Source organism: Conexibacter sp. W3-3-2 (assembly GCF_009707605.1).
Classification (GTDB): Bacteria; Actinomycetota; Thermoleophilia; order Solirubrobacterales; family Solirubrobacteraceae; genus Paraconexibacter; species Paraconexibacter algicola.
Genome location: NZ_WLYW01000001.1, coordinates 3,336,657 through 3,362,688, shown reverse-complemented (window position 1 = coordinate 3,362,688; position 26,032 = coordinate 3,336,657). Strand labels below are relative to the sequence as shown.

Here is a 26,032-nt window from a genome sequence, read left to right as displayed (position 1 = left end):
TGCCGCGCATGGGAGCGCGCTTCAGGGGGCTCGCGCTCACGGGTCTGGTCGCGTGCACGATCCCCGTCCTGGGGATGGCCGCCGCTCCCGCGAGCGCCCACGGACCCCGGGTCGAGAACCCGGGGCTGTACACGCGCACGCTCGACGCGCAGGGTCGCGTCCAGCTCGCGGTCGAGACGAGCATCCTCGGGCGCGAGCACGCGCTGCAGCACCTCGCCCAGCGCCAGGCCGTCCTGCCGCCCGCCCCGGACGGCGATCCCGGCTTCGACCCGTGCCGGCCGCGCGGCGCCGCCAACCAGTTCGAGGAGCGGCCGCGGCCACCGCTGGGGCGCCCGACCGGGCAGGAGCGCTGCTCCACGCTGCCGCGCCAGCCGCGCACGAAGGCCGCCCTGGCGCGGCTGGGCCGCTGGTCGGCGGACACCTCCGACCTGCCGCACTACGCGATCCACGCGACGCTGATGCCGACCGGCAAGGTGCTGTTCTGGGGCTTCGACTGGACCCAGCACATCATCACCGCCAACCCGACCTCGCACCAGCAGACCAGCGGCGCGGCGACCATCTGGGACCCGGCGAAGGGCACCGGGCCGTCGGCGTTCAAGCCGGTGCCGCCGCCGCTGATCGACGTCGACGGGGACGGCGTGGAGGAGCGGGTCCCGCTCTACTGCTCCGGCCAGCTGCTGCTCGCCGACGGGCGCGTGCTCGTCACCGGCGGCACGCTGGACCTGCGCTGGTTCCAGAAGGGCTACACGAACCCGCCGGGCCTGAAGATCGTGCTGATCTTCGACCCGCGGACCGAGACCTGGGCGCGCTCCCAGGACATGACGGTGCCGCGCTGGTACCCGACGCAGGTGAAGCTCGCCGACGGGCGGGTCGCGGTGCTCGGCGGCTTCGACGCGAGCAAGCCGACGTCGTTCACGCAGACGCTCGACATCATCTCGGCCGACGGCCGCACGGTGACGCACGCCCCGAGCGGCGACCGGCTGACCTGGACGTACCCGGGGATGCTGCTGATGCCCTCCTCGCGCGTGCTGCTCGCCGGCCCGATCAAGGGCGACGTCGGACTGCTGGACCCCCGGACGCTGACCTGGAAGGCGACGTCGCCGCTGCCCGCCGACCGCGGCGGCGGCAACCTCGTCCCGGTGCCGTCGCGGACCGGCGCCTCGCCGGAGGCGATGCTCATCGGCGGCGCCGACTTCCTCGCCCCGTCGCGGACCGGGCAGGACCAGGCCGCCTACCGCACGACCGTCACGTTCGACGAGCGGCGCAGCGCGCGCGGCTTCGAGCCGTCCCCCTCCCAGCACCGCGGGCGCAACTGGCCGAACACCGTGCTGCTGCCGGACGGGTCGATGGTCACGCTCGGCGGCGGCACCGGGATCACGAAGCGAGACGCGGCGTTCACCGCCGACCCGAAGAACCGCGCGGTCGAGCTGTGGGACCCGCGCACGAAGCGGTGGCGGCTCGGCCCGTCGCAGCGCGAGGACCGGACCTACCACTCGGTCGGGGTGCTGCTGCCCGACGGCCGCGTCTGGTCGGCGGGCGACGACGCCAACCCCAACCGCGACGGGGACACGGCCGAGCTGTACGAGCCGCCGTACCTGTTCCGCGGCGAGCGTCCGCGGATCGTGGCGGGGCCGCGCCGCGTGGGCGCGCGGCGGTCCTTCACCCTGACGGTGACGGGCCCGGCGCCCGGGCGCGTGACGATGCTCGCCCCGTCGGCGACGACGCACGCGCTCGACATGAACCAGCGGTTCGTCGAGCTCCGGGTCCTGCGCCGCCGGACCGTCGGGACGCGGACGGTGCTCACGGTGCAGGGTCCGCGGCGGCCGTCGGTCGCCCCGCCCGGCCCGTGGATGCTGTTCGCGCTGAGCAAGGACGGCGCGCCGTCGGTCGCGCGCTGGACGACCGTCCGCTGATTTTTTGATGTGCCAAACTTCGCGTCGTGCTCGATGCGAAGCGCAGCCGTCTCGCCCTCCTGGGCCCCGCGTTCGTCGCCTCGATCGCCTACGTCGACCCGGGCAACTTCGCCACGAACATCTCCTCGGGCGCCGAGTACGGCTACCTGCTGCTGTGGGTGATCCTCGCCGCGAACCTCATGGCGATGCTGATCCAGAACCTCACGGCGAAGATCGGCATCGCGACCGGGCGCAACCTCGCCGAGCTCTGCCGCGAGCGCTACCCCGAGCCGGTGCGCTGGGGCCTGTGGATCCAGGCCGAGCTGATCGCCATGGCCACCGACCTCGCCGAGTTCATCGGGGCGGCCATCGCCCTGAACCTCCTGTTCGGCGTGCCGCTGTTCGCGTCCGGGCTCATCACCGCCGCCGTCTCGTTCGTCGTGCTCGGGCTGACCGCGCGCGGCCACCGGCGCTTCGAGGTCGCGATCGTCGGCTTCCTGCTCGTGATCCTCGGCGGCTTCCTCTACGACACGCTGCGGATCGGCTTCGACGCCGGAGACGCCGCGGCCGGGTTCGTCCCGTCGTTCGAAGGCACCGACAGCGTCCTGCTCGCCGCCGGCATCCTCGGCGCCACCGTCATGCCGCACGTCATCTGGCTGCACTCCGCGCTGACCCAGGACCGGGTCGTCGCCCGCGACGACGAGGAGCGCCGCCGGCTGCTGCGGTTCTCGCGGATCGACGTGACGATCGCCATGAGCATCGCGGGCCTCGTGAACATGTCGATGCTCGTGATCGCCGCCTCGCTGTTCTTCGGCGGGGGCGTCCCGGTCGACACGATCGAGGAGGCCCACGCCGGCTTCGACACGCTCGTCGGGAGCGGGGCCGCGCTCGCGTTCGCGCTCGCGCTGCTGGCCTCCGGCCTGGCGTCCTCGAGCGTCGGCACCTACGCGGGCCAGGTCGTGATGCAGGGGTTCATCGACCGCACCCTGCCGCTGGCGCTGCGCCGCGGGATCACGATGGCGCCCGCCCTCGTCGTGCTCGCGCTCGGCATCAACGCCACCGACGCGCTCGTGCTCAGCCAGGTGGTGCTGAGCTTCGGCATCCCGTTCGCGCTGATCCCGGTCGTCCTCATCACCCGCGACCGCGCGGTCATGGGCGCGCTCGTGAACCGGCCGGTCACGACCGCGGTCGCCGCGATCGTGGCCGCCCTGATCGTCGCGCTGAACGTCTTCCTGCTCGTCCAGACGATCGCCGGCTAGGACGCCGCGCCCTCGGCCTCCTCGTCGTGCTCGGCGCTCGCCGTGCGCGCGACCGCGACCGTCCGGCCCGCCCCGACGACGCGCGCCCGGACGACGTCGTCGGGCAGCCGCACCTGGTAGGCGCGGCACGCGCGCACCCGCGTCAGGCGGCGCAGCGTCACCCGGCGGCCCGAGCGGTGCGTGACCGTGATCCGCACGCGCGCGGTGCGCCGCGCGCGGAACGTCAACAGCACGCCGCGCGCCGACGGCCGCAGCCGGGCGGCGGCGACCACGCGCCCCGAGCGGGCGGACACGCACCGCGGCGGACCGGCCGGCACCGGCGCGGGCGCGGTCCGGTCGTACACGTCCTCGCCGAACGCGCGCAGGCCGGGCATCGCCGCGTAGCCGAGGTGGTCGAGGCCGAAGACGTCCTCGACGGAGCGCAGCAGCGCGTAGTGGTTGTAGGGCGTGTCGGTCCGCGATCCCGGCTGCACGAACGGCGACAGCACGACCGACCCGGTGCGACCGCCGCCCGGCCCGAGCAGGCCGGGCGCGAGCGTGTTCGGCCCGGTCGGCTCGCCGCAGCACGCGGTGGAGGAGTCCGGGTCGATGTTCGCCTCGTCCCAGGTGATGATCAGCATGCCGTGCTGCGCGAAGCCCGGTGAGGCGAGGATCTTCGGCACCCACCGGCGCAGGAACGCGTCGGCCGCGGGCAGGCCGCCGAGACCCCCGTCGACGCACGACGCGTCGTGCCCGTCGTTGCAGAGGTCCGGGGTGATGAACGCGTAGTTCGGGGTCGTCTCCGGCCGCGCGATGTCCTGCTCGAGACGATCCAGCGGGACGACGTGCTCGGCGCAGCGGGCCGGGTCGTCGATGATCGAGTGGAAGTAGACGAACGGGTTGTGCCGCGTCGCGTACTGGTCGCCGGCGCGGGCGGCCTGCGTGTCGTCGACCGCCCCGATGCGCGGGTGCCGGCAGGTCGGCGGCTGCCCGGGCGTGTTGCCCATGTCCTCCATGTATCCGCGCCAGCGCAGGCCGCGCTCCTGCAGCTGGTCGGCGATCGTCCGGACCGACCGCGGGAACACGCAGCCCGCGCCGAGCGTCTGCCCGTCCGGGGTGCGGGTGCCCGGGAAGATGTCGCTGAAGATCGCGCAGTCGGCCTGCGTGACGACGTTCACCGCCTGGCCGGACACGAGCGTCAGGTAGTTGCCCAGCGACGCGTGCGAGGTGCCGTGGTAGTTCGTCAGGAGCTTGCCGCGCGCGGTGAGCTCGCGGGCGAGGTACGGCGCCTCGGTGTCGGGACCGAAGCTGTCCTCGTAGTCCTTGTTCTCGAGCACGATCGTCCAGACGTGGCGGATGTCCGGAGGACCGGCGGCCCGGGCCGCCGAGGGCGCCCAGGTGATCGCGGCCAGCAGCAGCAGGCCGAGCGCGGCGAGCCGCGACGGAAGCAGACGTGTGCGCGTCACCCCGCCATCCTGCCCCACGACCGCGCCGCGGGACAGGGGCGTTCACGTCGCGTTCACGCGACCTGGCGCGCGGCGGCGGTGGCTCAGCGGATCAGCACGGTCGTGCCGACCGGCACGCGCGGGTACAGGTCGATCACGTCGGCGACGCGCATGCGGATGCAGCCGTGCGACGCCCGCGACCCGATCGAGTACTCCTCGCCCGTGCCGTGGATGCCGACCCCGTTGACGATGCCCATCCAGCGGGCCTTCAGCGGGTTGGCGGCGGTGCCGCCCTGCACGGTGGTGCCCGCGAGCTCACCCGCCCACGGCGAGTTCGGCACCGACCAGGTCGGGTTGACCTGCTTGTTCTGGATCGCGAAGCGCCCGGACGGCGTCGGGTAGGCCGGCTGCCCGACCGCGACCCCGTAGCTCTTGGAGAACTTCAGGCGCTTGAACACACGGAGCTTGAACTCGCTCTTGGAGACGGTGAGGACCGTGGAGTAGCGGCGCTGCAGCGTCGCGTAGGTGACCGCGGGCCTCACGGCGCTGACGCTCTGGCTGAGCACGCGCGAGGTGCTCGCGTCCGCGAGCACGCCCTTGACGAGCTTCTCGGTGCCCTTCCAGTCCAGCCGCCGGCCCTTCTTCGAGGCGCGGACGTCGAGCCGCTTGAGGCCGATGCGCAGCTCGGCGTCGCGCGGCGCGCGCGAGACCTTCCCGGCGACCGACTGCGCCCAGGAGCGGATCGCGAGCGTCGAGCTGGTGATCGCCAGCGGCACGGCCGAGCCGGCGGCGGTGCCGCCGCTGCCGGCGCCGCCCGGCGCCTTGGCGTACAGCGCGCGCTTGGCGGTGGTGACGGTGTCGAACTCGAGCTTCGCGGTCTGCGCGTCGAGCCGGAAGGTCCGGCCGCCGACCTTCAGGACGACGTCGCGGCGGACCTTCGCGCCGAGCAGCTGCTCGAGCCGGGCGGCCGCCTCGTCGAGCGTCAGACCGCCGAGCGCGACGCCCCCGGCGGTGATCCCGTCGGCGATCCGGCGCTCCGGGGCGGGCGTCGTCGTGGCCGGCGCGGGCGTGGCCGCGGGGGTCGGCGTGGCGGCGGGGTCCTGGGCGGTCGCAGCACCCGCGGAGGTGAGCGAGAGGGCGCCGGTGGCGGCGCACAGCAGGGCGAGACGGCGGTTCTTCACCGGTCGAGGGTAGCGGGCGCCCCCGGTCCGCCGGGCCGGTCAGCGCCCGGCCGCAAGCGCGCTTGCAGGCGCGGCTTCGAGCAGCAGGTCGACGAACCGCACGGGCGCCTCCACCTGCGGGCAGTGCCCGATCCCCTCCAGCAGCTCCAGCCGGGTGTCCGGGAGCGCGGCGAGGACGTGCCGCGACCCGCGGTGGGCGACCATCCGGTCGCGGTCCCCCCCAGATCAGCACGACGGGCACGCCGATCTCGCGCAGCCGGAACGGTCGCGAGAGCTCCGGGAGCATGCGGCTGCCGGTGGCGAGGATGCGCCGCACGTCACGCTGGGTCGCGAGGTGCTGCGTGAACGCGGCGACGACCGCGGCGCCCGGGTCGCGCGGGCGGGCGAACGCGAGCTGCCGGTACGCCTCGCCGACGACCGAGCGCAGGACCGGCCCGGGGAGCGGGGCGCGCAGGGCGAGGCGCACGAAGCGGTCCCCCTCGATCGCCCGGAACCAGAGCGGGTGGTCGAAGCCGGCGGGCGCGACCGGGACGCAGACGGCGATCGGCAGCTGCGGGTCCTGCGCGAGCCGCAGCGACAGGCAGCCGCCGAGCGAGTTGCCGCAGACGGTGACGTCGCCGTGCTCGCGGGCGACCTCGCGCACGACGGCGGCGCCGAAGCGGTCGAGCTGCTCGAGGATCGGCTCGTCCCGGTCCAGGCGGTCGGCGTGACCGAAGCCCGGCAGGTCGACGGCGAGGACGCGACGGTCCTCGCGCGCGAGCAGGTCCAGCGCGGACCGCCAGGTGTCGGCGCTGTCGGCGTAGCCGTGGAAGAGCACCACCGGCGGACCGGCACCGGGCAGCTCCAGGACGCGGGTCGTGACGTCGCCGTAGCTGCGGCGCTCCTCGATCAGGGGCTGCTTCACGAGCGCCATTCTGGCCGGGCGGCCAGACGCCGTGCAAGCGCCGCTCTGCGATCCTCCGTGCGTGTCCACGACGCCGCCCGACCACGCCGACGACGGGGACGACGGGGACCGCCCGCTGATCCCGGAGGGCATCATCGACCGGCTGCGCGCCGATCCGGTCCGCGCCCCCGAGACGCTCGCGCTCGCCGCCGCCGACCAGCACGCGCCGTCGGCCACGGTCTGGCTCGACCAGATGCGCCGCGAGTTCCGCATGGGCCCCGAGGAGCTGGCCAAGCGCGCCAAGCGACGCCACGCGACGCTCGCCCGCTTCGGCGGGGCGGCCACCGGGCTCGGCGGCTGGGTGACGGTCGTCCCCGACCTCGTGGCGCTCGCCTGGATCCAGTCGCGCGTGGTCTTCTACGTCGCCGGCGCCTACGGGTTCGACCCCTACGACCCGATGCGCCCGGCCGAGCTGCTCGTGCTGCAGGGCCTCTACCCCGACCCGGCGGAGGCGCGCGCCGCGCTCGACGGGACGGGCACCCCGGTCGCGAGCGCGTTCGTCGACAAGAAGATCACCGACTCGCAGGACCGCAAGCTCACGCGGACGCTGATGAACATGGTCGGCAAGCAGATGGGCACGCGCGTCGCGGGACGGCTGATACCGGGCGTGGCGTCCGTCTTCAACGCGGTCTCCAACGAGCGCGACACGCGCGCGATCGCCGACCGGGCGATCCACTTCTACGGCGGGTGAGCGCGTGGGCCGGGCCCGTACGGTCGCCGCGCGCGCCTCGCGGCTCGTCGCGCGCCGCCTGACGCCCGAGCGCACCCGCCGCGCGACGTTCTTCGAGCGCCACACGGTCGGCCGCCTGACGTGGGCGCAGCTGACCCGGCTGAACCAGGCACTGGAGCTCGTCGGGCGCCTGACGACCGTGCTGCTGATCGCGTTCGCCGTCTCCACCGTCGTCGGCGTCGACTGGCGGGGCGCCGCGGAGGAGGTCGTGAACTCCGGCCGGCCGGTGCAGGGCGCGCTGGCGGTCGCGGTCGTGTTCGTGCTGCTGACCTTCGTGGCGCTGCGGTCGGTGATCGGCTTCGGCCGCTGGCGGATCCAGCGCGAGCTCTGGCGCCGGGACGTCGCGGCGCTGCAGCGCGGCGAGGCGGCGCCGCCGGCGGGCGTCCGGGCTCCCGGAGCGGACGGCTCGGGCTGACCCCACGCGGCGCGACCGGCGCCCGCCCGTGGCCTGCGCGGTGTGCGATGGTGGTCCGATCACCGCCCGTGTCGTCATCTCGTTCGTCCGCACCTGGCTCCCGGCGATCGTCGTGGTCGGCGGGCTGGCGGTGATCGTGATCGGGCGCGACGAGATCGCTCTGGAGGGCGGCGCCGGGATCATCGGCGCGGGCCTGTCGATCTGGCTGTTCAACGTGCTGCTGCGGATGAGCTACTCGGGGGAGCGCGACCGCCACGACGAGGCGGACGCCCGCGCCTTCTTCGACCGCCACGGCGTGTGGCCCGACGAGGCCAGCGACGAGCTGCTGCGGCGCGACGCGCGGCGCCGCCGCCAGCAGCCCTGAACGCCGGACGGCGCCCGACCCGAATCGCTCATTTGCAGGGACTTCCTCGCCGGCGAACGGGGGCGTCGTCCGGGCGCGCCCCTACCGTTCGCCGCGATGCTGCTGCGCGATCTCGAGCCCGGCCCGATCGACGAGGTGCTGCTGGTGCGTCGGGCCGAGCCCCGCACCCGCAAGGACGGGAGCCCGTACCTGCGCGTGACCGTCGGCGACCGCAGCGGGGCGGTCACCGCGATCGTGCGCGAGGACCTCGACGAGCTCGGCGCCGCGCTCGCCCCCGGGATCGCGGTGCGGGTGGTCGGGGAGCTCGTGGACGACGCCCGCTACGGCCGCCAGCTCGAGGTCGCCCAGTGGGTCCCGGTCGCCGAGGGCGACTACGACGCCGCCGCGCTGCAGGACGGTCCGCCGCAGCCGTTCGCGCGGATGGAGGCCGACCTGCGCGAGCTGATCGCCACCGTCCAGGACCCGCACCTCGGCCGGCTGCTCGACGCGGTCTTCGGCGCGGACACCGCGACGTGGGAGCACTTCTCCGTCGCCCCGGCGGCCAAGCGCTACCACCAGGCCTACACGCACGGCCTGCTCGAGCACTCGCTGACGGTCGCCCAGGCGGTCGGCGCGATCAGTGCGACGTTCCCGGGCATCGACCGCGACGTCGCGGTCACCGGCGCGCTGCTGCACGACATCGGCAAGCTCGACGCGTACACGCGCGAGCCCGCCGCCCCCGACATGACCGACCTCGGGCGCCTGCAGGGCGAGATCCCGATGGGCTACTACCGCGTCCGGCGGCTGATCGAGGACCTGCCCGGCTTCCCGCAGGCGACGGCGGACGCGATCCTCCACATCATCCTCAGCCACCACGGCACGCTCGAGCACGGCAGCCCCGTCGTGCCGGTCACGCGCGAGGCGACGCTCGTCCACATGATCGACAACCTCGGCGGCCGTCTCGGCTCGTTCGACCGGCTCGAGAAGGAGCTCGCGCCCGGCGCCTCCTGGTCGGGCTACGACCGGGCGATCAGCGGCAGCGCGTACTTCGGCGCGCGACCCGCCCGGACCGATCCGGCGGGCGCGGCGCGCGACGCGGCCTGACCCGTCAGGTCGGGCGCGCCTCGTCCAGCAGCCGCTGGATGTCGCGCGCGGCCTCGTCGAGGCGCTGCACGAACTCGGCCCGCTGCTCGGGCTCGAGGTCCTCGCCGCGGCGGCGCAGCATGTCGCTGAAGCCGAGCACGATCGTCAGCGGCGTGCGGACGTCGTGCACGAGCCGGGCGAGCCGCTCCTCGGCGTCGTCCACGGTCAGTCCTCGGAGTGGTCGAGCGCGATCTCGCCGCGCTCCAGCGCGATCGCGATCGCGTGCACGCGGTTGCGCGCCTGCAGCTTGCGGATGACGTTGCGCACGTGGGTGCGGACGGTCTCGACGCTGACGGTGATCTCCTCGCCGATCCGCTCCGCCGTCATGCCCTCGGCCATCAGGTGCATGATCTCCCGCTCGCGCGGCGAGAGCTGCGGCACGTTGGCGGTGGCGCGCGGCGACAGCAGGATGCGGTCCAGGCGCGGGTCGACGTACGTGCCGCCGGCGGCGACGCGCTCGATCGCGGACACGAGCTCGTCCATCGAGCCCGCCTTGAGCGCGTAGCCGCGCGCGCCCGAGTCGAGGCCGTCGTAGAGGAGCTCGGCGTCGCTGTCCCCCGTGTAGAGGACGACGCCGAGATCGGGATGCAGGGCGAGCAGCTCGCGGGTCAGCGCGATCCCGCTGCCGTCCGGCAGGCGGATGTCGAGCAGCGCGACGTCCGGCCCGGTGTGCTCGACGAGATCCAGACCGGCGGCGACGTTGCCGGCCGCCCCGACGATCTCCAGGCCGCTCCCGGACAGCAGCGCGGCCAGGCCCTCCCGCAGCGCTTCGTGGTCGTCGACGATTACGAGCTTGGTCATGGTCTCTCCCGGCAGCGAGGCTACCGCGTCCGTGACCTTCGTCACAGCGGTCACCGACCCTCCCACGAACGACCGGAGAATGCGGGGAATCCGGCGCGCGGGCCGCCACCGAAGCCCGCCGCCCGCCCCGTGCGTCTAAGGTGACCAGCCGATGGCGAAGGACACCGAGAAGCTGATTCGCCAGCTCTCCCTGATCTCGTACCTCATGGCTGAGCGCCGTCCGGTGACGGCGCTGGAGATCCGCAGGGACGTCGAGGGCTACAGCGGCATGAACGAGGACGCGTTCGCGCGGCGGTTCTACGCGGACCGTGCCGAGCTCGAGTCCCTCGGCATCCAGCTGACCGTCGAGAAGCCCGTCGACGGCGTCGCCGAGCAGGAGAACTACTCGCTGCGGCCCGAGAACTTCCACCTGCCGCCGATCGCCTTCTCCGACGAGGAGCTCGCGTCGCTGCAGACCGCACTGAGCCTCCTGGACGGCGAGTTCGCCTACGCGGAGCCGCTGCGTCTGGCGCTCCAGCAGATCACCTGGGGCCGGCCGAGCCCGCTGCAGACCCCCGACCAGGCGGGCCTCGCGCTCGGGGTCCGCGGCAACGCCGGCGGCCACGAGCTGTCGCAGCGCCTCGCGAAGGTCGAGACCGCGATCTTCCGCAACAAGACGATCACCTTCGACTACTACACGATGGCCCGCGACGAGACGGGCGCCCGGAAGGTCGACCCGTACCACCTGCTGTTCCAGGGCGGCCAGTTCTACCTGCTCGGCCACAGCCACGAGCGCGGCGCGCTGCGCGTGTTCCGGCTCTCGCGGATCCGCGGCAAGGTCGCCTACGCGACGAAGGCCGAGCACGACTTCAAGAAGCCCGCGGACTTCGACCCGCGCACGTACTCCAACCGCGCGGAGTGGCAGTACGGGGACGTCGTCGACACGGCCGAGGTGTGGATCGGCGGACGGATCGCCTGGCAGGTCGAGCGGCACTTCGGCCGCTTCGGCGAGGTCCGCCCCGCCGACGAGGGCGACGGCGCGATCGTCTTCTCGACCCCCTACGCGTCGGACCGCCAGCTCGCGGCCTGGGTGCTGCGCCTCGGCGAGCACGCCCGCGTGCTCGGGCCCCCCGCGCTGCGCGACGTCATCGACGAGCGCATCGAGCTGCTCGCCCGTCGCCACGACGGCGACGCCCTCGAGCACGCGCCCGTGGTGCTCGGCAACGGCGCCGCCGGGGCCGCCGTCGAGGCCGACACCGGGTCCGCGCGGCGCGAGACCGCGATCCGCCCGGAGCGGTTCGCGCGGCTCGTCACGCTCGCCAGCATCCTCATCCACGCCGGCCGGGCCGGAGAGCGGCTCGTCGTCGCCGACGTGCTCGAGCGCCTGCAGATCTCCGAGCAGGAGCTGGCCGAGGACATCAACGTCCTGAACGTCGTGAACTTCGGGGGCGGCTCCTACGTCCTCTACGCCGAGGTGCTCGCCGACGGCACGATCGAGGTCGACCCGGAGCCGTACTCCGACAACTTCGACCGCCCCGCCCGGCTGCTGCCGGTGGAGGCGAAGGCGCTGATCGCCGCGATCGACCTGATCGGCGACCACCTGCCCGAGGGCGCCCTGACCCCCGCGCGGCAGAAGATCGTCGAGGCGCTCGGGCACGACCCGATGGAGCAGGGCCTGCAGGTCGCCCGCAGCGGCGCCGACGACGCGGACATCGCCCGCACGATGTCCGAGGCGATCGTCGCCCACCGGCTCGTGCGGATCGTCTACTACAAGAGCAACGAGGACGAGTTCAGCGAGCGGACGCTCGAGCCCTACGCGCTGACCAACGGCCGCGAGGGCTGGTACGTCGCGACGTTCGACCCGAACAAGGACGACGTCCGCCACTTCCGCCTGGACCGCATCAAGGAGGTCGAGGTCCTCGAGCAGACCTTCGTGCCCCGGCCGGAGGTCGACGCGGCCGCCGCCGTGGACGGATGGCTGACCACCGGCGAGGTCGAGGCGTCGCACACCGCGCGCCTGTGGGTCTCCCCCGAGCGGGCCCGGTGGCTGCGCGAGGAGCGCCCGGTCGCCGAGGAGCTCGCCGACGGGGCGATCGTCGTCGAGTGGCCCTACAAGGGCACGGACTACCTGGTCCGGACGGTCCTCCAGGAGGCCGGGGACGCCGCGGTCCTCGAGCCCGCCGAGGCGCGGCGGGCCGTCGCGCAGGCCGTGGCGCGCCTGCGCTGAGCCGTCCGCTGGACGGATCAGGTGATCCGGGCCCGTCGTCGAGCCGTTTCCCGGGAAAGCGGTCGGGCGCGAAAGGGCCTACGCTTGGGTCGGGCAGAGTGAGCCGTCCCACGCCTGGCTCGCACGACACGGAGGACCACATGAATCAGGGACACGGCCGTCGCGCGGGGGCGCGCGGCCACATCACGCGGCGTCGGACGCCGCTCGCCATCGCCGCCATCGCCGCGGCGTTCGCCGTCGCGCCGGCCGCTCCGGCCGCCGCCGCCAACCAGGTCGACTGCTCGGCGGACGCCGTGAAGGCGACCGTCGCCGGGCAGAGCACGCTCAACCCGGTCACGACCGCGCGCGCCAAGTGCGTGGACAGCTCGGCGGGCCTGCCGAACACGACCGACGCCGTCGCGCTGGCGCCGGCGATCAAGGCCAAGTCGGCCTACGCCATCACCGACGTGACGCCCGACGGCGTCCGTCCGCTCGACACCGTGACGTCCTCGGGCGCCGCGGTCGAGAACCTCAGCCTCAACGCCGGCAACACGATCGTCATCGGCGCCGACGCGGTCAGCTCGTTCGCGACCGCGAAGTGCGTCAACGGCGCGCTCGAGCTCTCGGGCGGCGGCGACGCGGTCAAGCTCACCATCGGCGGCCAGCCGATCGCGCTCGACCCGCTGCTCGGCCCGCTGACCGACGCGGTCAGCGACGCGCTCGGCGTCATCGTCAAGGTCAAGCTCAACGAGCAGATCCGTGACGGCAACACGCTGATCCAGCGTGGCGCCCACATCCAGCTGCTGCCCTCCGCGGGCGCCGCGCCGCTAGCGGACGTGATCATCGCCGAGTCCCGCGTCAGCGGTCAGGGCGAGCCGTGCAACCCGAACGTGCCGGAGAACATCGACTCCGACGGTGACGGCGTGGCCGACATCGACGAGCAGGGGTCCGTCGGCGGGGCCAACACGAGCAAGGCGTGCCCGAACGGCTCGTCGTTCGACGCGGTCAACGGCGTCTGCATCATCCCCGCGTCCGCCTCGGGCGGCCAGGGCATCGTCGTCATCGGCCGCCCGTTCGAGGGCCCGAGCGGTGGCACGGTCATCTCGCTGAACGTCGCGCGCCAGCTGTACAAGAACAGCCCGTGCGTGAAGGGCCCCGGCCCGAAGTTCGCGGTCGCCGGCACCAACGGCGCGGACCGCATCACCGGCACGAACAGCGCTGACCGCGTCATCGCGCGTGGCGGCAACGACGCGGTCGACGGTGGCCGTGGCAGCGACTGCCTCGACGGCGGGGCCGGCAAGGACAACGTCAACGGCGCGATCGGCAACGACCGCGTGTTCGGTCTGGCCGGCAACGACGCGCTCAACGGCGGCCCCGGGGTGGACTACCTCTCCGGTGGCTCGGGCAACGACAGCATCAACGCGGCGTTCGGCGCCGACAAGGTGTTCGGTGGGGCCGGCAACGACTTCATCAACACCGCGACCGCCGGCAAGCCCGCGACGGTCAGCTGCGGCAGTGGCCGCGACAAGGCCCGCGTGAACCCGGACGAGGTCCGGCGTTCCAAGGGCTGCGAGACGATCAGCACCTTCCGGCCGAAGCGCTGATCGCCTGATTGCCCCCCGGGGTGCGCGGGTATTCCTCGCGCGCCCCGGGTCGATCGGGGAAGATTCGTACACACGTGGTCGGCTGTGGGAGGCCGGCCCTCGACCAAGAGGACACGACATGGGCAGGGGTACCCGAGCAGTGATGCTCACCACGGCGCTCGCAGGGACGGGCGTCCTCATCGGGTCGTCGATCGGCTCCGCGCAGGCGCCGACCACGCAACCGAACTGGAACTGTCGCGCGAGCCTGATCCGCGTCGATCAGGGCCTGACCGATCTGCTGGGCCTTCCGGCCAGCCCGGTCGAGCCGCTGCTCGCCAACGGCCGCAACAGCGCGACCGCGCCGGACAGCCCGGCGTGCCTGCCGGACAGCCAGTCCGCGCAGGAGCGCATCGACGTGACGCCGCTGACCGTCGTCGGCGACGTGCTGAAGGCCGAGACGACCGTGACGCCCGGGCTGGGCGTGGCGCGCAACACGCGCACGAACACGGCGACGACCTCGGCGGAGAAGCTGAACCTGCTGATCCAGTCGGCGATCCCGGGCGGCGTGCTCGTGACCGCCGACGCGGTGCAGAGCACGGCGAGCGCCTCGTGCGTCGCCGGCGTGCCGACCCTCACCGGGTCGAGCCAGGTCACGAACCTGCGCATCGCGGGCAACGCGATCCCGCTGGACTCCGTCCTCGACGGCATCGCCGTGCCGCTCACCGACTCGCCGCTCGGCGCAGTCGCGAAGGTGTACGTCAACCGCCAGGAGACGTCGACCGCGGCCGACGGCAGCAAGGCGCTGACCCAGACCGCGCTGCGGATCGAGGTCCTCGGCGCGCTGGCCGACGTGATCGGCAAGCCGCTCGCGACGGTCGTGCTCGGCGAGAGCCGCGTCTCCTCGCAGAACGGCAACGCCTGCGACGCGGAGCCGCCGCCCCCGACCGTGACCGTCCCCGGCCCAACCACCACGGTCCCCGGTCCGACGACCACCGTCCCGGGCCCCACGACCACGGTCCCCGGCCCGACCCAGACGGTCCCGGTGCCCGTCCCGGTCACGGTGACGACGCCCGGCTCGGTCAGCGGTGCGGGCACCAGCCCGGTGCGCAACGGCACCAACGGCGGCTGTGGCCGGCTGACGATGTTCTTCGCGAAGAACCGGCGCAAGACGCTGGGCGTGCGCTTCGGCCAGGAGCGCGTCGTGACGCGCGGCCGGATCGTCAACTGCTCGGGCAAGAGCATCGTGCGGGCGCGGATCGACGTGTTCCACGTCCTCCCGGGCGGCACGAAGCGGCTGGTGAAGACGGGCCTGCGCTCGCGCGAGCTCGGCCGGCTGACGCAGATCATGCCGCGCAACCTGTTCACCCGGAAGCTCGTGTTCGAGTACCGCGGCGACCTCAGCTCCTCGCGGGTCACGAGCCGGCAGACGCTGCAGATCAACGTCCGTGACGCGCGCGGCAAGCTTGTCACCAAGGCGCCGAAGGGCCAGGGCAAGCCGAAGTTCTAGGCGGCCCGCCGCCCGGATAGGCTGCGCGGCATGAGTCGCCGCGGGCAGATCCAGATGACCGACGATGAGGTGCGCTCCTTCCTCGGGGAGGAGCGCACCGTCATCTGCGCCACCAACGGCGTGCGGGGTCTCCCGCACCTGATGCCGCTCTGGTACGTCGTGCGCGACACCGGGCCCGACGGGGCCCCGGAGCTCTGGGCCTGGACGTTCGGCAAGTCCCAGAAGATCAAGAACCTCGAGCGCGACCCGCGCGCGACCCTGCAGGTCGAGGCGGGCACCGAGTACCACCTGCTGCGCGGCGTGATGCTCGAGACCGACGTCGAGCTCGTCCGCGACGTCGACGCGGTCACGCAGCTGGGCCTGGAGATCACCGCCCGCTACGGCGGCGACCTCGCCGCGTCCTCCGACGAGGCCAGGCAGCTGATCGCCGCCCAGGCCGCCAAGCGCGTCGCGATGCGGTTCGTCGAGACGCGCCGCGCGACCTGGGACCACCGCAAGCTCGGTGGGGTGTACTGACGCGCTAGAGCGTGAACGGCCCGAGCGCGGACGCCTGGTCGTTCGCGGCACGGGGCAGGATCCCCCGCTGGCGGGCCGTCGCGGTCGCGTCGAGGTAGGACACCGACGTGCCCGCGCCGATGCGCTGGGCCTCGCGGGCGTCGAGCGCCCGGTTGATGTCCTCCAGCGCGTACCGGGCCGTCAGCACGCCCGTCGCGGTGTCGGTGGTTGCCGTGCCCGTCACGGGGACGCCGCCGGTGCCGTCGAGCGGGTCGGCGTCCCGGACGAACCCGCCGGCGTTCACGTCACCGGCGGTCACGGTCAGCTCGATGACCTGGCCGATGTCCAGCGGTCGCGCGTTCTCCACCGGGATCCGCAGGGTGGTCGACGCGGACACGAAGGACGCGAGGCCCGTGACGCGGGTACGGGCGACGAGCTGGTCGCCCTCGATCCGCAGGCTCCCCTCGCGCAGATCCGCGGCGTCGACGGTGCGACCGTAGCGGTCCACCGCGTCACCCGCGGGATCGGTCAGGGACGGGGCGCTCTGGGCGAGCGCGACGGCCGGGCTCGCGAGCGCCATGGCGGCGAGCGCGGCGGTGAGAAACGTGGTCGTGCGGGGCATCGGGTCTCCTTCACTGGATGGCTGGGACCTGCACCACCCAGCGTGGAGCCCAGATGTGACAACCCGCTGACGAAATCCTTACCGGGCCATCAGCGCGTCGGTGCCGACCGCGGTCGCGAGCACGAGACGGCGGTCGATCGCCTTCCCCGGATCCGCCGTCATGTCGATGTCGTAGACGTCACGCCACTTCCAGCGGCGCCGGCGGATGATGCCGACCTGCTCCTCGCCGCGGAGGAACTCGAAGTCGTAGGGGATCGGCAGCCAGTCGGCGAGATCCCCGACGTACGGGACCAGCCCGACGAAACGCCGGAACAGCGCGACCGCCATGCTGCGCTCGCGCACGGTGGCGACCTCGTTCTCCTGCGCGTCGTAGAGCGTGAAGGTCGAGCGCAGCAGCGACCGGCCGAACACCTTCTGGATCTTGCCGACGACGTGCCCGCCGGAGCTGATGTCGTACGTGGCGCGCGGGTCGAACCGCTGCCGGGCGAGGATCCGCAGCAGCTCCTCCTCCTTGGACTCCCCGGTGAAGAAGCGGATGTCCTCCTTGAACGAGAACCGCTTCTGCTCGACGAAGCAGAACGCCTCCCCGTCGTCGTCCGCCTCCGGATCGGTCGGCGGGACCGAGAACGCGTACTGGTTGATGACGAGCTTCACCCGCTGGCGGAGGACGAAGCGGTCGTGGTCGTTGGGCTGCACCATGCGGACGGCAACGATGGCAGGTGTCTACGCTCTGCGGTCGATGTCCGCTCCCGTGCGCCCGATCCCCGGCGGTCGCGCGACCCTGTGCCCGCGGCACGGGTCGCCGTTCCGCACCGATGCCCGCCGTCCCGTCTCGTGACCCGGCTCGTCGTCACCGGCGCGGCCGGCATGCTCGGCCGCGCGACCGTCGAGCACGCGCGACGCCTCGGCCTGGAGGTCGTGCCGTTCACGCGCGCCGAGCTCGACATCACCGACGCGGACGCGGTCGAGGCGGCGCTGCGCCGCACGCAGCCGACCGCGATCGTCAACTGCGCGGCGTGGACGGACGTCGACGGCGCGGAGGAGCACGGGGACCGCGCGATGCTCGCCAACGGCACCGCGCCCGGGCTGCTCGCCAACGCGGCGGAGGCGATCGACGCGCGGCTCGTGCACGTGTCGACCGACTACGTGTTCGACGGGTCGAAGACCGAGCCGTGGGTCGAGTCCGACCCGGTCGGACCGCTGAACGTCTACGGCGCCACGAAGCTCGCCGGCGAGCGGGCCGTGCTCGAGGCGGACGCCGGGCACGCCGTGGTGCGCACCGCCTGGGTGTACGGGGCGGGCGGCACGAACTTCGTCGAGACGATGCTGCGCCTGGGCGCCGACCGCGACGAGATCAGCGTCGTCACCGACCAGATCGGGCGGCCGACCTGGACGGGCCATCTCGCCCCGGCCCTGCTGGAGCTCGCGGAGCGCCGCGAGGACACCGGCCTCTTCCACGCGACCGGCGAGGACGCGGTCTCCTGGAACGAGTTCGCGATCGAGATCTTCGACCGGGCGGGCGTCGCCTGCCGCGTCGTGCCGACCACCAGCGACGCGTTCCCCCGTCCCGCCGCCCGGCCCGCGTACAGCGTGCTCGGGACCGAGCGCGACCCCGCCGTCGTGCTGCCGCCGTGGCAGGACGGCCTGGCCGCCTACCTGGACGCGCGCGCCGGCGCGGCCTGAGCGCGCCGGCGGGCCGCGCGTCAGCGGCCGAGGCGGCGGGCCATCCACGCGGTCGACGACGCGGCCGCGCGGGTGATGATCGTGCCGTGGTCGGCCCCCGAGAACGTGCGGTCGCTGACGCTGCGCGCCCCGCCGGCCCGCAGCTTCGCGACGAGCGAGCGGGTGAAGACCGGCAGGACCGTCTGGTCGGCGGTGCCCTGCGCGACGTAGACCGGGATGCGCCCGAAGCGCAGCGTCTCCGGTCCCTGGGCGCGCAGCACCCCGGCGATGCGGGCGGTGTCGTAGTCGGAGCGCAGGACCGCGCGCGGCGACAGGCGCCCCCAGGAGGAGAGGCCGCTGAGCTCGCCGATGCACGTGGTCAGCGTGCTCGGGTACAGCGCGAGCGCCGCGTCGGAGAGCGCCTCGCGCGGGTCGACCTGGCCGGCCTCGTCGAGGCCCCGCACGATCAGACCGATCAACGCGGAGTAGCCGAACCCGGGCGTCACGTACGCGCGCGCCAGGCCGATCTGGTCGGCGAGGTTCGACGCGGGCGCGTAGGCGACGACGCCGCGCAGCCGCAGGCCCGGGGCGACCGCGCGCGCCCGCGCCCCGGCCCACAGCGCCGCGTGCCCGCCCTGCGAGTGGCCCGCCACGATCAGCGCCCGTCCGACGCGCCGGTCCAGTCGCCGCGCGGCGGTCGCGAGGTCGAGCACCGCGGCGGCCTCCGAGCGTCCGACGAGGTACTCGTGCGCGCCCGCGGTCCCGAGGCCCTGGTAGTCCGTGCGCACGACGGCGTAGCCGCGCTTCAGCCAGCGCGTCAGCAGCGGCGTCAGGTACGCGCGGTTGGCGCGCACCGACGACGGACGGCGGTCGCGCGAGGGGGCGCACGCGTCCGCGATCCCGCTCGTGCCGTGCGCGAACGACACGATCGGCCAGCCGCCCCGCGGCGCGCGGCCGCGCGGCAGCGACACGAGCCCCGACGTCGCGGCGGCACGGCCGGCCGCGGTCCGCGAGCGGTACAGGACCAGCAGCGTGCGGGACGCGCCCGGGACCGCGTTGTGGCTGGAGCGCGAGACCGCGCGGGCCCGGATCGGGGTGCCGGCCGGGCCGCGGACGACGGACGCGGGGGCGCGGTAGAACGCGCTGCCCGACGGGCCCTTCGGGACGGCGGCGGCCGCGGTCGCCGGGCCCACGGCGAGCGGCGCGAGGGTCGCGGCCGCGGTCAGTGCGGCGAGGACCGCGGCCCGCACGGCGTCGGCCCGCGGGTCAGCCGGCGAGCGCGCTGATCTTCCAGCGCTGCCCGTCCTTGACGAACTGGATGGTGTCGCGGACGTTCTTGTCGCGGTCCTCGGACTCGACGACCGCCTTGGCCGTGGTCCCGGTGACCGTCACCGACTTCACGGAGAGGTCGAAGGAGTCCGCGTCCTGGATCGCGTCGTCGATCGCCTCGGCGCAGGTGGCCTTGCCGCCCGCGGTCGCGCGGATCGTCGTGATGAGCTGCTCGCTGAGCAGCTGGCAGACCTGGTCGGCGTCCTGCTCGCGGCCCGCGTCCTGGAGGTCCTCCACGACGTTGGCGACGAGCTTCTGCTCGCCCTGGAAGTCGGGCGACGAGCTCTCCTCGGAGCCCGAGCAGCCCGCCAGCGCAGTGGCGGCGACGAGCACGGCGAGGAGCGGGCGGGCGGCGGTCGGCATCGGCGAGAGGGTACCTTGCATGGCCTCATGGCCGAGGCGTCCACCAGCAGCGCAGGCGGCAGCGTGCCGCGCGGGCGTCACGCCCCGCCCCTCGAGGTCCGCGTCGAGGTGCAGCGCAAGCGGCTGTTCGAGGCGGCGGCCGCGGTGTTCGCCCGCGTCGGGTACGCCGACGCGAGCGCCGAGGCGATCGCCCGCGAGGCGGGCATGTCGAAGGCCACGTTCTACGAGCACTTCTCCAACAAGGAGGAGTGCCTGATCGCCCTGTTCGACGACGCGGCCGCGATCATCATGCGCGAGATGGCCGACAACCAGCGGGCCAACCGCCGGGAGTCGGAGAGCTACCACGAGTGGATCGAGCGCGGTGTCCGCGCCTTCCTCGGGACGCTCACGCAGTTCCCGGACGCGTCGCGGACCCTGCTCGTCGAGGTCGTCGGCGCCGGCCCCGCGGCGCTCGCGCGCCGCGACCGCGTCTTCCAGCTGTTCGCCGAGCTGCTCTACGACGACAACAAGGCCGTCGCCCCGCACTACGACGCCCCGAACTTCGCGTCGCTGGAGGACACCTACGCGATCGTCGGCGCGATCGCGGCGCTCGTCGACCGCCAGCTGCGCCACGGCGTCCCCGAGGACCCCACCGACCTCGAGCCCGTCATCGAGCGGCTGTTCTTCGGGCTGCTCGGCCAGGCCGCCGAGCTCGCCGACGCCGGCGAGTGACCGCGGGACCACCGCCCGCGCTCGAGCCGCGCGACGTCGTCGCCCAGGCCGCCGACGCGCCGGCGCTCCCGGTCCTCGAGGAGCGGATGACGGAGTGCCGGGCGTGCCCGCGCCTCGTCGCCTGGCGCGAGGAGGTCGCGACCGTCAAGCGCGCCGCCTACGCCGACGAGCAGTACTGGGGCCGGCCCGCGCCCGGCTTCGGGGACCCGGACGCCCGGATCCTCGTCCTCGGCCTCGCACCCGCCGCGCACGGCGCGAACCGCACCGGCCGCGTGTTCACCGGTGACCGCTCCGGCGACTTCCTCTACGCGGCGCTGCACCGCGCGGGCCTGGCCAACCAGCCGACCTCGGTCGCGCGCGACGACGGGCTCGCGCTCCACGACACCTGGGTGAGCGCGGCGGTCCGCTGCGCGCCGCCCGCGAACAAGCCGACGCCCGACGAGCGCGACACCTGCCTGCCCTGGGCGGTGCGCGAGCTCGAGCTGCTCTCCCGCCTGCGCGTGGTGCTGTGCCTCGGCGGGTTCGCCTGGGAGGCGGCGCTGCGGCTGCGCCGCGCCGCGGGCGCACCGGCCGCCGGGCCACCGAAGCCGCGCTTCGGGCACGGCGCGCTGTTCGACGACGGGGCGTGGCTGCCGCTGCTGGGCTGCTTCCACGTCTCCCAGCAGAACACGTTCACCGGCCGGCTGACCGAGCCGATGATCGACGGCGTGCTCGAGCAGGCACGCGCGATCGCCGACGGGCGCTGACCGCGGGCGCGCCAGCCGCCCGCCCCGACCGCAATCAGGACCGTTCCTGACCGCAGGCCCCGGGTACCCTCGGAGGCGATGTCCCTGCGCGCGTTCACCCCGGCCGTCCGCGACTGGTTCACGAGCGCGTTCGCCGGTCCCACTGCCGTGCAGGAGCAGGCGTGGCCCGCGATCGCCACGGGGGAGCACGTCCTCATCTCCGCCCCGACCGGGTCCGGCAAGACGCTCGCCGCGTTCCTCTGGGGCCTCGACCGGCTGGTCGCCGAGCCGTCGACCGAGCCCGGCGTGCGGCTGGTCTACGTCTCGCCGCTGAAGGCGCTCTCGCACGACGTCGAGCGCAACCTGCGGGCGCCGCTGCGCGGCATCGCCGGGGGCGACGAGGCGCGCGTCCCGACGGTCGCGATCCGCACCGGGGACACGCCGCAGCGCGAGCGCACGCAGATGCAGCGCACCCCGCCGGACGTCCTCATCACGACGCCCGAGTCGCTGTACCTCATGCTCACCTCGCAGGCGCGCGCGATGCTCACCGGGGTCGAGGCGGTGATCGTCGACGAGATCCACGCGGTCGCCGGGACGAAGCGCGGCTCGCACCTGGCGCTGACGCTCGAGCGGCTCAGCGCGCTCGTCGCCGCCGAGCACCCCGATCGCGACGTGCAGCGCATCGGCCTGAGCGCGACGCAGAACCCGCTGGAGGAGGTCGGCCGCTTCATGGTCGGGCCGCGGCGGACCTGCACGATCGTCGACGCGGGCGTGCGCAAGCCGCTGGACCTGCAGATCCACGTGCCGGTCGAGTCGATGGTCGAGCCCGACGAGTCGATCGACCGCGACCCGCTCGACCCGGTCGTCGGCGGCGAGGCGACGCGCCGGTCGATCTGGCCGGCGATCTACCCCGAGCTGCTGCGGCTCGTGCACGAGCACCGGTCCACGATCGTCTTCGTGAACAACCGCCGCGCCGCGGAGCGGCTGGCGCTGCGGCTCAACGACCTGCACAACGAGGTGGGGGACGAGGACGGGGCGCCGCAGGCGGAGCGCGAGGTCGAGATCATCGCCCGCGCCCACCACGGGTCGCTCGCGCGCGAGGAGCGCCTGGTCGTCGAGGACCTGCTGAAGACCGGGGAGCTGCCGTGCCTGGTGGCCACCTCGTCGCTGGAGCTCGGCATCGACATGGGCGCCGTCGACCTCGTCCTGCAGGTCGAGTCGCCGAAGTCCGTGTCGCGCGGCCTGCAGCGGATCGGCCGCGCCGGGCACAACGTCGGGGACGTCTCCAAGGGCCGGATCTTCCCGAAGTTCCGCGGCGACCTCCTGGAGTGCGCGGTCGTCGCGCGGATGATGCGCGACGGGCGCATCGAGCCCACGGTCGTGCCGCGCAACGCGCTCGACGTGCTCGCCCAGCAGATCGTCGCGATCGCCGCGTCCGCCGCCGCCCCGGACGCCTCGTCCGACGAGGAGGGCGTCGTCGCCGTCGACGACCTGTACGCCCTGATCACCCGCACGTACTCGTACGCGGAGCTGCCACGCGAGCTGCTGGAGAACGTCCTCGACATGCTCGACGGGCGCTACCCGTCGCAGGAGTTCGGGGACCTGCGCCCGCGGATCGTCTGGGACCGCGTCGCCGGGACGATCCGTCCGCGCAAGGGCGCCCGCGCACTGGCGATCGTCAACGCGGGCACGATCCCCGACCGCGGCCTCTACTCGGTGACGCTGCCGGACGGCCGGCGGGTCGGCGAGCTCGACGAGGAGATGGTCTACGAGGCACGGCCCGGGCAGACGTTCCTGCTCGGGGCGTCGACCTGGCGGATCGAGGAGATCCAGCGCGACCGCGTCATCGTCACCCCCGCGCCCGGCGCGCCCGGCGCAGTGCCGTTCTGGCGCGGCGACACGATCGGCCGCCCGAAGGAGCTCGGGCAGGCGATGGGCGAGTTCGCGCGCACCGCGGTCGACCTGCCGGCCGAGCAGCTCGAGCGCGACTACGACCTCGACCCGCGCGCGGCCCGCAACCTGCTCGCGTTCCTCGCCGAGCAGCAGGACGCCACGCGCGTGATCCCGTCCGACACCGCGATCGTCGTCGAGCGGTTCCGCGACGAGCTGGGCGACTGGCGGGTCTGCGTCCTGTCCCCGTACGGCGGGCGCGTGCACGCCGCGTGGGGGCTCGCGCTCTCCGCCCGGATCCGGGACGAGCTGGGGCTCGAGTCCGACGCGATCTGGTCCGACGACGGCATCATCGTCCACCTTCCCGACGCGGATCTCGGGGTGGCGTCGGCGTCACATGACGCCGACGCCGGGCCCCCGTACCGTGCCGGGGTCGAGGACGTGCTCGACCTGATCCTCGTCGAGCCCGACGAGCTCGAGGACCTCGTGGTCGGGGAGCTGGGCTCCTCCGCGCTGTTCGGGGCGCGCTTCCGCGAGAACGCCGGCCGCGCGCTGCTGATCCCGCGCGCCTACCCGGGCAAGCGCACGCCGCTGTGGCAGCAGCGCCTCAAGGCCCAGTCGCTGCTGGAGGTCGCCAAGCGCTACGGGGACTTCCCGATCGTGCTGGAGACCTACCGCGAGTGCCTGCGCGACGTGCTCGACGTGCCCGGCACGATCGAGCTGCTGCGCGCGCTGCACCGCCGCGAGATCGCGCTCGTCCCGGTCGAGACGAAGACCGCGTCGCCGTTCGCCGGGTCGCTGCTGTTCGACTACGTCGCGACCTACATGTACGAGGGCGACACGCCCAACGCCGAGCGGCGCGCCGCCGCCCTGTCGCTCGACAAGGACCTGCTGCGCGAGCTGCTCGGGCAGGACGAGCTGCGCGAGCTCATCGACGCGGGCGCGCTCGAGCAGGTCGAGGCCGACCTGCAGCACCTCTCCGAGCGCACGCGCGCGACCACCCGGGACGAACTGGCCGACGTGCTGCGCCGGGTCGGCGACCTGTCGCTCGACGAGCTGCGCGCCCGCGCGCACGAGGGCGTGGACGTCGCCGCCGGTCTCGCGGCGCTCGCCGACCAGCGTCGCGCCGTGCTCGTGCGCGTCGGCGGCGAGGACCGCTGGATCGCCGCCGACGACGCCGGCCTCTACCGGGACGCGCTCGGCACCGTCCCGCCCGGCGGGCTGCCCGCCGCGTTCGTCGCCGACGTCCCCGACGCGCTGCGCAAGCTCGTCGCGCGGTACGCGCGCACGCGCGGCCCGTTCACGACCGCGGAGCTGCGCGCCCGCTACGGGCTCGCCTCCGGTGGCGGACTGGACCTCGTGCTGCAGGCGCTCGAGCGCGACGGCACGCTCGTCAACGGCGAGCTGCGCCCGGGCGGCACGGTGCGCGAGTGGTGCGACGCCGACGTCCTGCGACGGCTGCGGCGCGCGTCGCTCGCCGCGCTGCGGCACGAGATCGAGGCGGCCGACCAGCGGGCGCTCGGGCGCTTCATGCCGTCCTGGCACGGCATCGACCGCCACCCGCCCGCCGGGGCGGGCATCGACCGGCTGCGCGAGACGCTCGTACCGCTGCAGGGGCTCGCGCTGCCCGTGGAGACGTGGGAGTCCGAGGTGCTGCCGCGGCGCATCGGCGCGTACTCGCCGACGTGGCTGGACCAGCTGTGCGCCTCCGGCGAGGTCGTGTGGGTCGGCTCGGGTGCGCTGGGCCGGCGGTCGGGTCGTGTGGCGCTGTACTTCCGCGAGGACGCGGCGGCGATCGGTCCTCCGGGCCTGCGGCCGGTCGAGGAGGTCGACGGGGAGCTGCACGCCGCGCTGCGCGGCCGCCTGCAGCACGCTCCCGCGTTCTTCACCGATCTGCTGGCGGAGTTCGTCGACGCGGCGCCCGAGGCGCTGCAGGACGCGCTGTGGGATCTCGTGTGGGCGGGCGAGGTCACCAACGACGCGTGGGCGCCGCTGCGCGCGCCGCGGCTGACGCTCGCGCGCTCCGCGCAGGCGGCGGCGCGATCGCGGTCCGGCTCCTCGCGGCGGGCCGGGACGCGGTTCGCCTCGCGGCGGCTCGGCGCGCAGGCGCAGGTCGTGGGCCGCTGGGCGTTCGCCGCGCCGCTGTTCTCCGCCGGGCCCGCCGACGTCCTCGACCCGCGGGCGCGACGGCGGACCGTCGCGGAGCTGCTCCTCGAGCGGCACGGGATCGTCACGCGCGAGCACGTGGTCGGCGAGGGGGTCGCGGGCGGCTTCAGCGGCCTCTACGACGTCTTCGGCGACCTCGAGACGCTCGGCGTCTGCCGCCGCGGCTACTTCGTCGAGGGTCTCGGCGGCGCGCAGTTCGCGCTCCCCAGCGCGGTCGAGCGGCTGCGCGCGCAGAAGGCCGACGACGAGGCGCCGCCGCTCGTGCTCGGCGCGACCGACCCCGCCCAGCCCTACGGTGCGGTGCTGCCGTGGCCCAAGCGCGACGACGGCGAGACGCGGGCGCCACAGCGGGTCGCGGGGGCCGTGGTGGTGCTGAGCGGCGCCGAGCCGGTCCTCTACGTCGAGCGCGGCGGGCGGTCGCTGCGGGTCCTGTGCGCGTTCGACGACCCGCGCCTGCCGACCGCGCTGGACGCGCTCGCGGACTGGGTCCGCGCCGGTCGCGGTCGCAAGCTCGCCCTGGAGAAGATCGACGGCGAGACCGTCATCGCCCACGTCCTCGAGCCGCTGCTGGTCGCCGCGGGCTTCCGCCAGAACCCGACGAAGCTCACCCTGAGCGCCTGACCGGCCGGGCCGCGCCCGGCCGCCGCGCCCCGGCTCGCGCCC

At 74.1% G+C, this 26,032-nt stretch carries 23 protein-coding genes and 1 pseudogene; 14 read left to right on the top strand and 10 right to left on the bottom strand.

Annotated features, from left to right (window positions below):
- Positions 1 to 8: 8 nt before the first annotated feature.
- The gene (locus GKE82_RS16315) at positions 9 to 1,913 is read left to right on the top strand and encodes a glyoxal oxidase (RefSeq protein ID WP_154734011.1); all 1,905 of its coding nucleotides are present in this window, start codon (positions 9 to 11) and stop codon (positions 1,911 to 1,913) included.
- Between the two features lie 26 nt (positions 1,914 to 1,939).
- Positions 1,940 to 3,151: an Nramp family divalent metal transporter gene (locus GKE82_RS16310; protein ID WP_309233646.1), complete on the top strand. Its 1,212-nt coding sequence runs from the start codon at positions 1,940 to 1,942 to the stop codon at positions 3,149 to 3,151.
- Here GKE82_RS16310 and GKE82_RS16305 read toward each other — a convergent pair.
- The 4 genes and pseudogenes from GKE82_RS16305 to GKE82_RS31520 all read right to left on the bottom strand — a co-directional run.
- The gene (locus GKE82_RS16305) at positions 3,148 to 4,596 is read right to left on the bottom strand and encodes an alkaline phosphatase family protein (protein ID WP_309233645.1); all 1,449 of its coding nucleotides are present in this window, start codon (positions 4,594 to 4,596) and stop codon (positions 3,148 to 3,150) included. The genes GKE82_RS16310 and GKE82_RS16305 overlap by 4 nt on opposite strands.
- An 83-nt stretch (positions 4,597 to 4,679) precedes the next feature.
- The gene (locus tag GKE82_RS30875) at positions 4,680 to 5,756 is read right to left on the bottom strand and encodes a L,D-transpeptidase (protein WP_309233644.1); all 1,077 of its coding nucleotides are present in this window, start codon (positions 5,754 to 5,756) and stop codon (positions 4,680 to 4,682) included.
- 39 nt (positions 5,757 to 5,795) lie between these two features.
- Entirely contained in the window at positions 5,796 to 5,960 is a 165-nt protein-coding gene (locus GKE82_RS16295; RefSeq protein ID WP_154734010.1) for a hypothetical protein, read from the bottom strand.
- Between the two features lie 22 nt (positions 5,961 to 5,982).
- Positions 5,983 to 6,669: pseudogene (locus GKE82_RS31520) on the bottom strand (alpha/beta hydrolase); the annotation flags it as partial.
- Positions 6,670 to 6,721: 52 nt separating this feature from the next.
- On the opposite strand from GKE82_RS31520, the gene GKE82_RS28715 reads away from it, so the two are divergent.
- The 4 genes from GKE82_RS28715 to GKE82_RS16270 all read left to right on the top strand — a co-directional run bounded on the left by GKE82_RS28715 (position 6,722) and on the right by GKE82_RS16270 (position 9,291).
- Positions 6,722 to 7,390, top strand: coding sequence for an EcsC family protein (locus GKE82_RS28715; RefSeq protein ID WP_154734009.1), 669 nt, complete (start codon positions 6,722 to 6,724; stop codon positions 7,388 to 7,390).
- A 4-nt stretch (positions 7,391 to 7,394) separates the two neighbouring features.
- Positions 7,395 to 7,844: a hypothetical protein gene (locus tag GKE82_RS16280; protein ID WP_154734008.1), complete on the top strand. Its 450-nt coding sequence runs from the start codon at positions 7,395 to 7,397 to the stop codon at positions 7,842 to 7,844.
- A 28-nt stretch (positions 7,845 to 7,872) separates the two neighbouring features.
- Positions 7,873 to 8,208: a hypothetical protein gene (locus GKE82_RS16275; protein ID WP_107568108.1), complete on the top strand. Its 336-nt coding sequence runs from the start codon at positions 7,873 to 7,875 to the stop codon at positions 8,206 to 8,208.
- A gap of 96 nt (positions 8,209 to 8,304) precedes the next feature.
- A complete protein-coding gene (locus GKE82_RS16270) occupies positions 8,305 to 9,291 on the top strand; it encodes a 3'-5' exoribonuclease YhaM family protein (protein ID WP_107568107.1) in 987 nt (328 codons plus the stop codon).
- Positions 9,292 to 9,295: 4 nt separating this feature from the next.
- Here the strand turns inward: GKE82_RS16270 and GKE82_RS29970 are convergent, their stop codons facing one another.
- Together GKE82_RS29970 and GKE82_RS16260 are read right to left on the bottom strand one after the other, a co-directional pair.
- Positions 9,296 to 9,493: a histidine kinase dimerization/phospho-acceptor domain-containing protein gene (locus GKE82_RS29970; RefSeq protein ID WP_158276704.1), complete on the bottom strand. Its 198-nt coding sequence runs from the start codon at positions 9,491 to 9,493 to the stop codon at positions 9,296 to 9,298.
- Between the two features lie 2 nt (positions 9,494 to 9,495).
- The gene (locus GKE82_RS16260) at positions 9,496 to 10,131 is read right to left on the bottom strand and encodes a response regulator transcription factor (RefSeq protein WP_146175288.1); all 636 of its coding nucleotides are present in this window, start codon (positions 10,129 to 10,131) and stop codon (positions 9,496 to 9,498) included.
- A gap of 151 nt (positions 10,132 to 10,282) precedes the next feature.
- Here GKE82_RS16260 and GKE82_RS16255 point away from each other — a divergent pair, with 151 nt between their 5' ends.
- From GKE82_RS16255 to GKE82_RS16240, 4 genes are all read left to right on the top strand, one after another.
- Positions 10,283 to 12,337 carry a YafY family protein gene (locus GKE82_RS16255; protein ID WP_107568105.1) on the top strand — a complete coding sequence of 685 codons (2,055 nt, stop codon included), beginning with the start codon at positions 10,283 to 10,285 and terminating at the stop codon, positions 12,335 to 12,337.
- A 140-nt stretch (positions 12,338 to 12,477) separates the two neighbouring features.
- Positions 12,478 to 13,920 carry a calcium-binding protein gene (locus GKE82_RS16250; protein WP_154734007.1) on the top strand — a complete coding sequence of 481 codons (1,443 nt, stop codon included), beginning with the start codon at positions 12,478 to 12,480 and terminating at the stop codon, positions 13,918 to 13,920.
- A 142-nt stretch (positions 13,921 to 14,062) separates the two neighbouring features.
- The gene (locus GKE82_RS16245; RefSeq protein WP_154734006.1) at positions 14,063 to 15,406 is read left to right on the top strand and encodes a hypothetical protein; all 1,344 of its coding nucleotides are present in this window, start codon (positions 14,063 to 14,065) and stop codon (positions 15,404 to 15,406) included.
- 30 nt (positions 15,407 to 15,436) lie between these two features.
- Positions 15,437 to 15,922, top strand: a complete 486-nt coding sequence (locus tag GKE82_RS16240; RefSeq protein WP_154734005.1) for a pyridoxamine 5'-phosphate oxidase family protein — start codon at positions 15,437 to 15,439, stop codon at positions 15,920 to 15,922.
- A gap of 4 nt (positions 15,923 to 15,926) precedes the next feature.
- On the opposite strand, the gene GKE82_RS16235 is transcribed toward GKE82_RS16240, so the two are convergent.
- On the bottom strand, positions 15,927 to 16,523 hold the full coding sequence (locus tag GKE82_RS16235; RefSeq protein WP_154734004.1) for a hypothetical protein: 597 nt from the start codon (positions 16,521 to 16,523) through the stop codon (positions 15,927 to 15,929).
- A 78-nt stretch (positions 16,524 to 16,601) separates the two neighbouring features.
- Positions 16,602 to 17,222, bottom strand: a complete 621-nt coding sequence (locus GKE82_RS16230) for a hypothetical protein (protein ID WP_107568100.1) — start codon at positions 17,220 to 17,222, stop codon at positions 16,602 to 16,604.
- 135 nt (positions 17,223 to 17,357) lie between these two features.
- Between GKE82_RS16230 and rfbD the strand changes: the two genes are divergently transcribed.
- Positions 17,358 to 18,206 carry a dTDP-4-dehydrorhamnose reductase gene (rfbD, locus tag GKE82_RS16225; RefSeq protein ID WP_154734003.1) on the top strand — a complete coding sequence of 283 codons (849 nt, stop codon included), beginning with the start codon at positions 17,358 to 17,360 and terminating at the stop codon, positions 18,204 to 18,206.
- Between the two features lie 20 nt (positions 18,207 to 18,226).
- Here the strand turns inward: rfbD and GKE82_RS30870 are convergent, their stop codons facing one another.
- Both GKE82_RS30870 and GKE82_RS16215 read right to left on the bottom strand, forming a co-directional pair.
- The gene (locus GKE82_RS30870) at positions 18,227 to 19,435 is read right to left on the bottom strand and encodes a lipase family protein (RefSeq protein ID WP_154734002.1); all 1,209 of its coding nucleotides are present in this window, start codon (positions 19,433 to 19,435) and stop codon (positions 18,227 to 18,229) included.
- Between the two features lie 16 nt (positions 19,436 to 19,451).
- Positions 19,452 to 19,877 carry a nuclear transport factor 2 family protein gene (locus GKE82_RS16215; protein ID WP_196189266.1) on the bottom strand — a complete coding sequence of 142 codons (426 nt, stop codon included), beginning with the start codon at positions 19,875 to 19,877 and terminating at the stop codon, positions 19,452 to 19,454.
- 27 nt (positions 19,878 to 19,904) lie between these two features.
- Between GKE82_RS16215 and GKE82_RS16210 the strand changes: the two genes are divergently transcribed.
- The 3 genes from GKE82_RS16210 to GKE82_RS16200 all read left to right on the top strand — a co-directional run bounded on the left by GKE82_RS16210 (position 19,905) and on the right by GKE82_RS16200 (position 25,990).
- Positions 19,905 to 20,588, top strand: coding sequence for a TetR/AcrR family transcriptional regulator (locus GKE82_RS16210; protein WP_154734000.1), 684 nt, complete (start codon positions 19,905 to 19,907; stop codon positions 20,586 to 20,588).
- Between the two features lie 86 nt (positions 20,589 to 20,674).
- Positions 20,675 to 21,334: a uracil-DNA glycosylase gene (locus tag GKE82_RS16205; protein WP_154735208.1), complete on the top strand. Its 660-nt coding sequence runs from the start codon at positions 20,675 to 20,677 to the stop codon at positions 21,332 to 21,334.
- A gap of 78 nt (positions 21,335 to 21,412) precedes the next feature.
- Positions 21,413 to 25,990: a DEAD/DEAH box helicase gene (locus GKE82_RS16200; RefSeq protein ID WP_154733999.1), complete on the top strand. Its 4,578-nt coding sequence runs from the start codon at positions 21,413 to 21,415 to the stop codon at positions 25,988 to 25,990.
- The last annotated feature ends 42 nt before the right edge of the window (positions 25,991 to 26,032 follow it).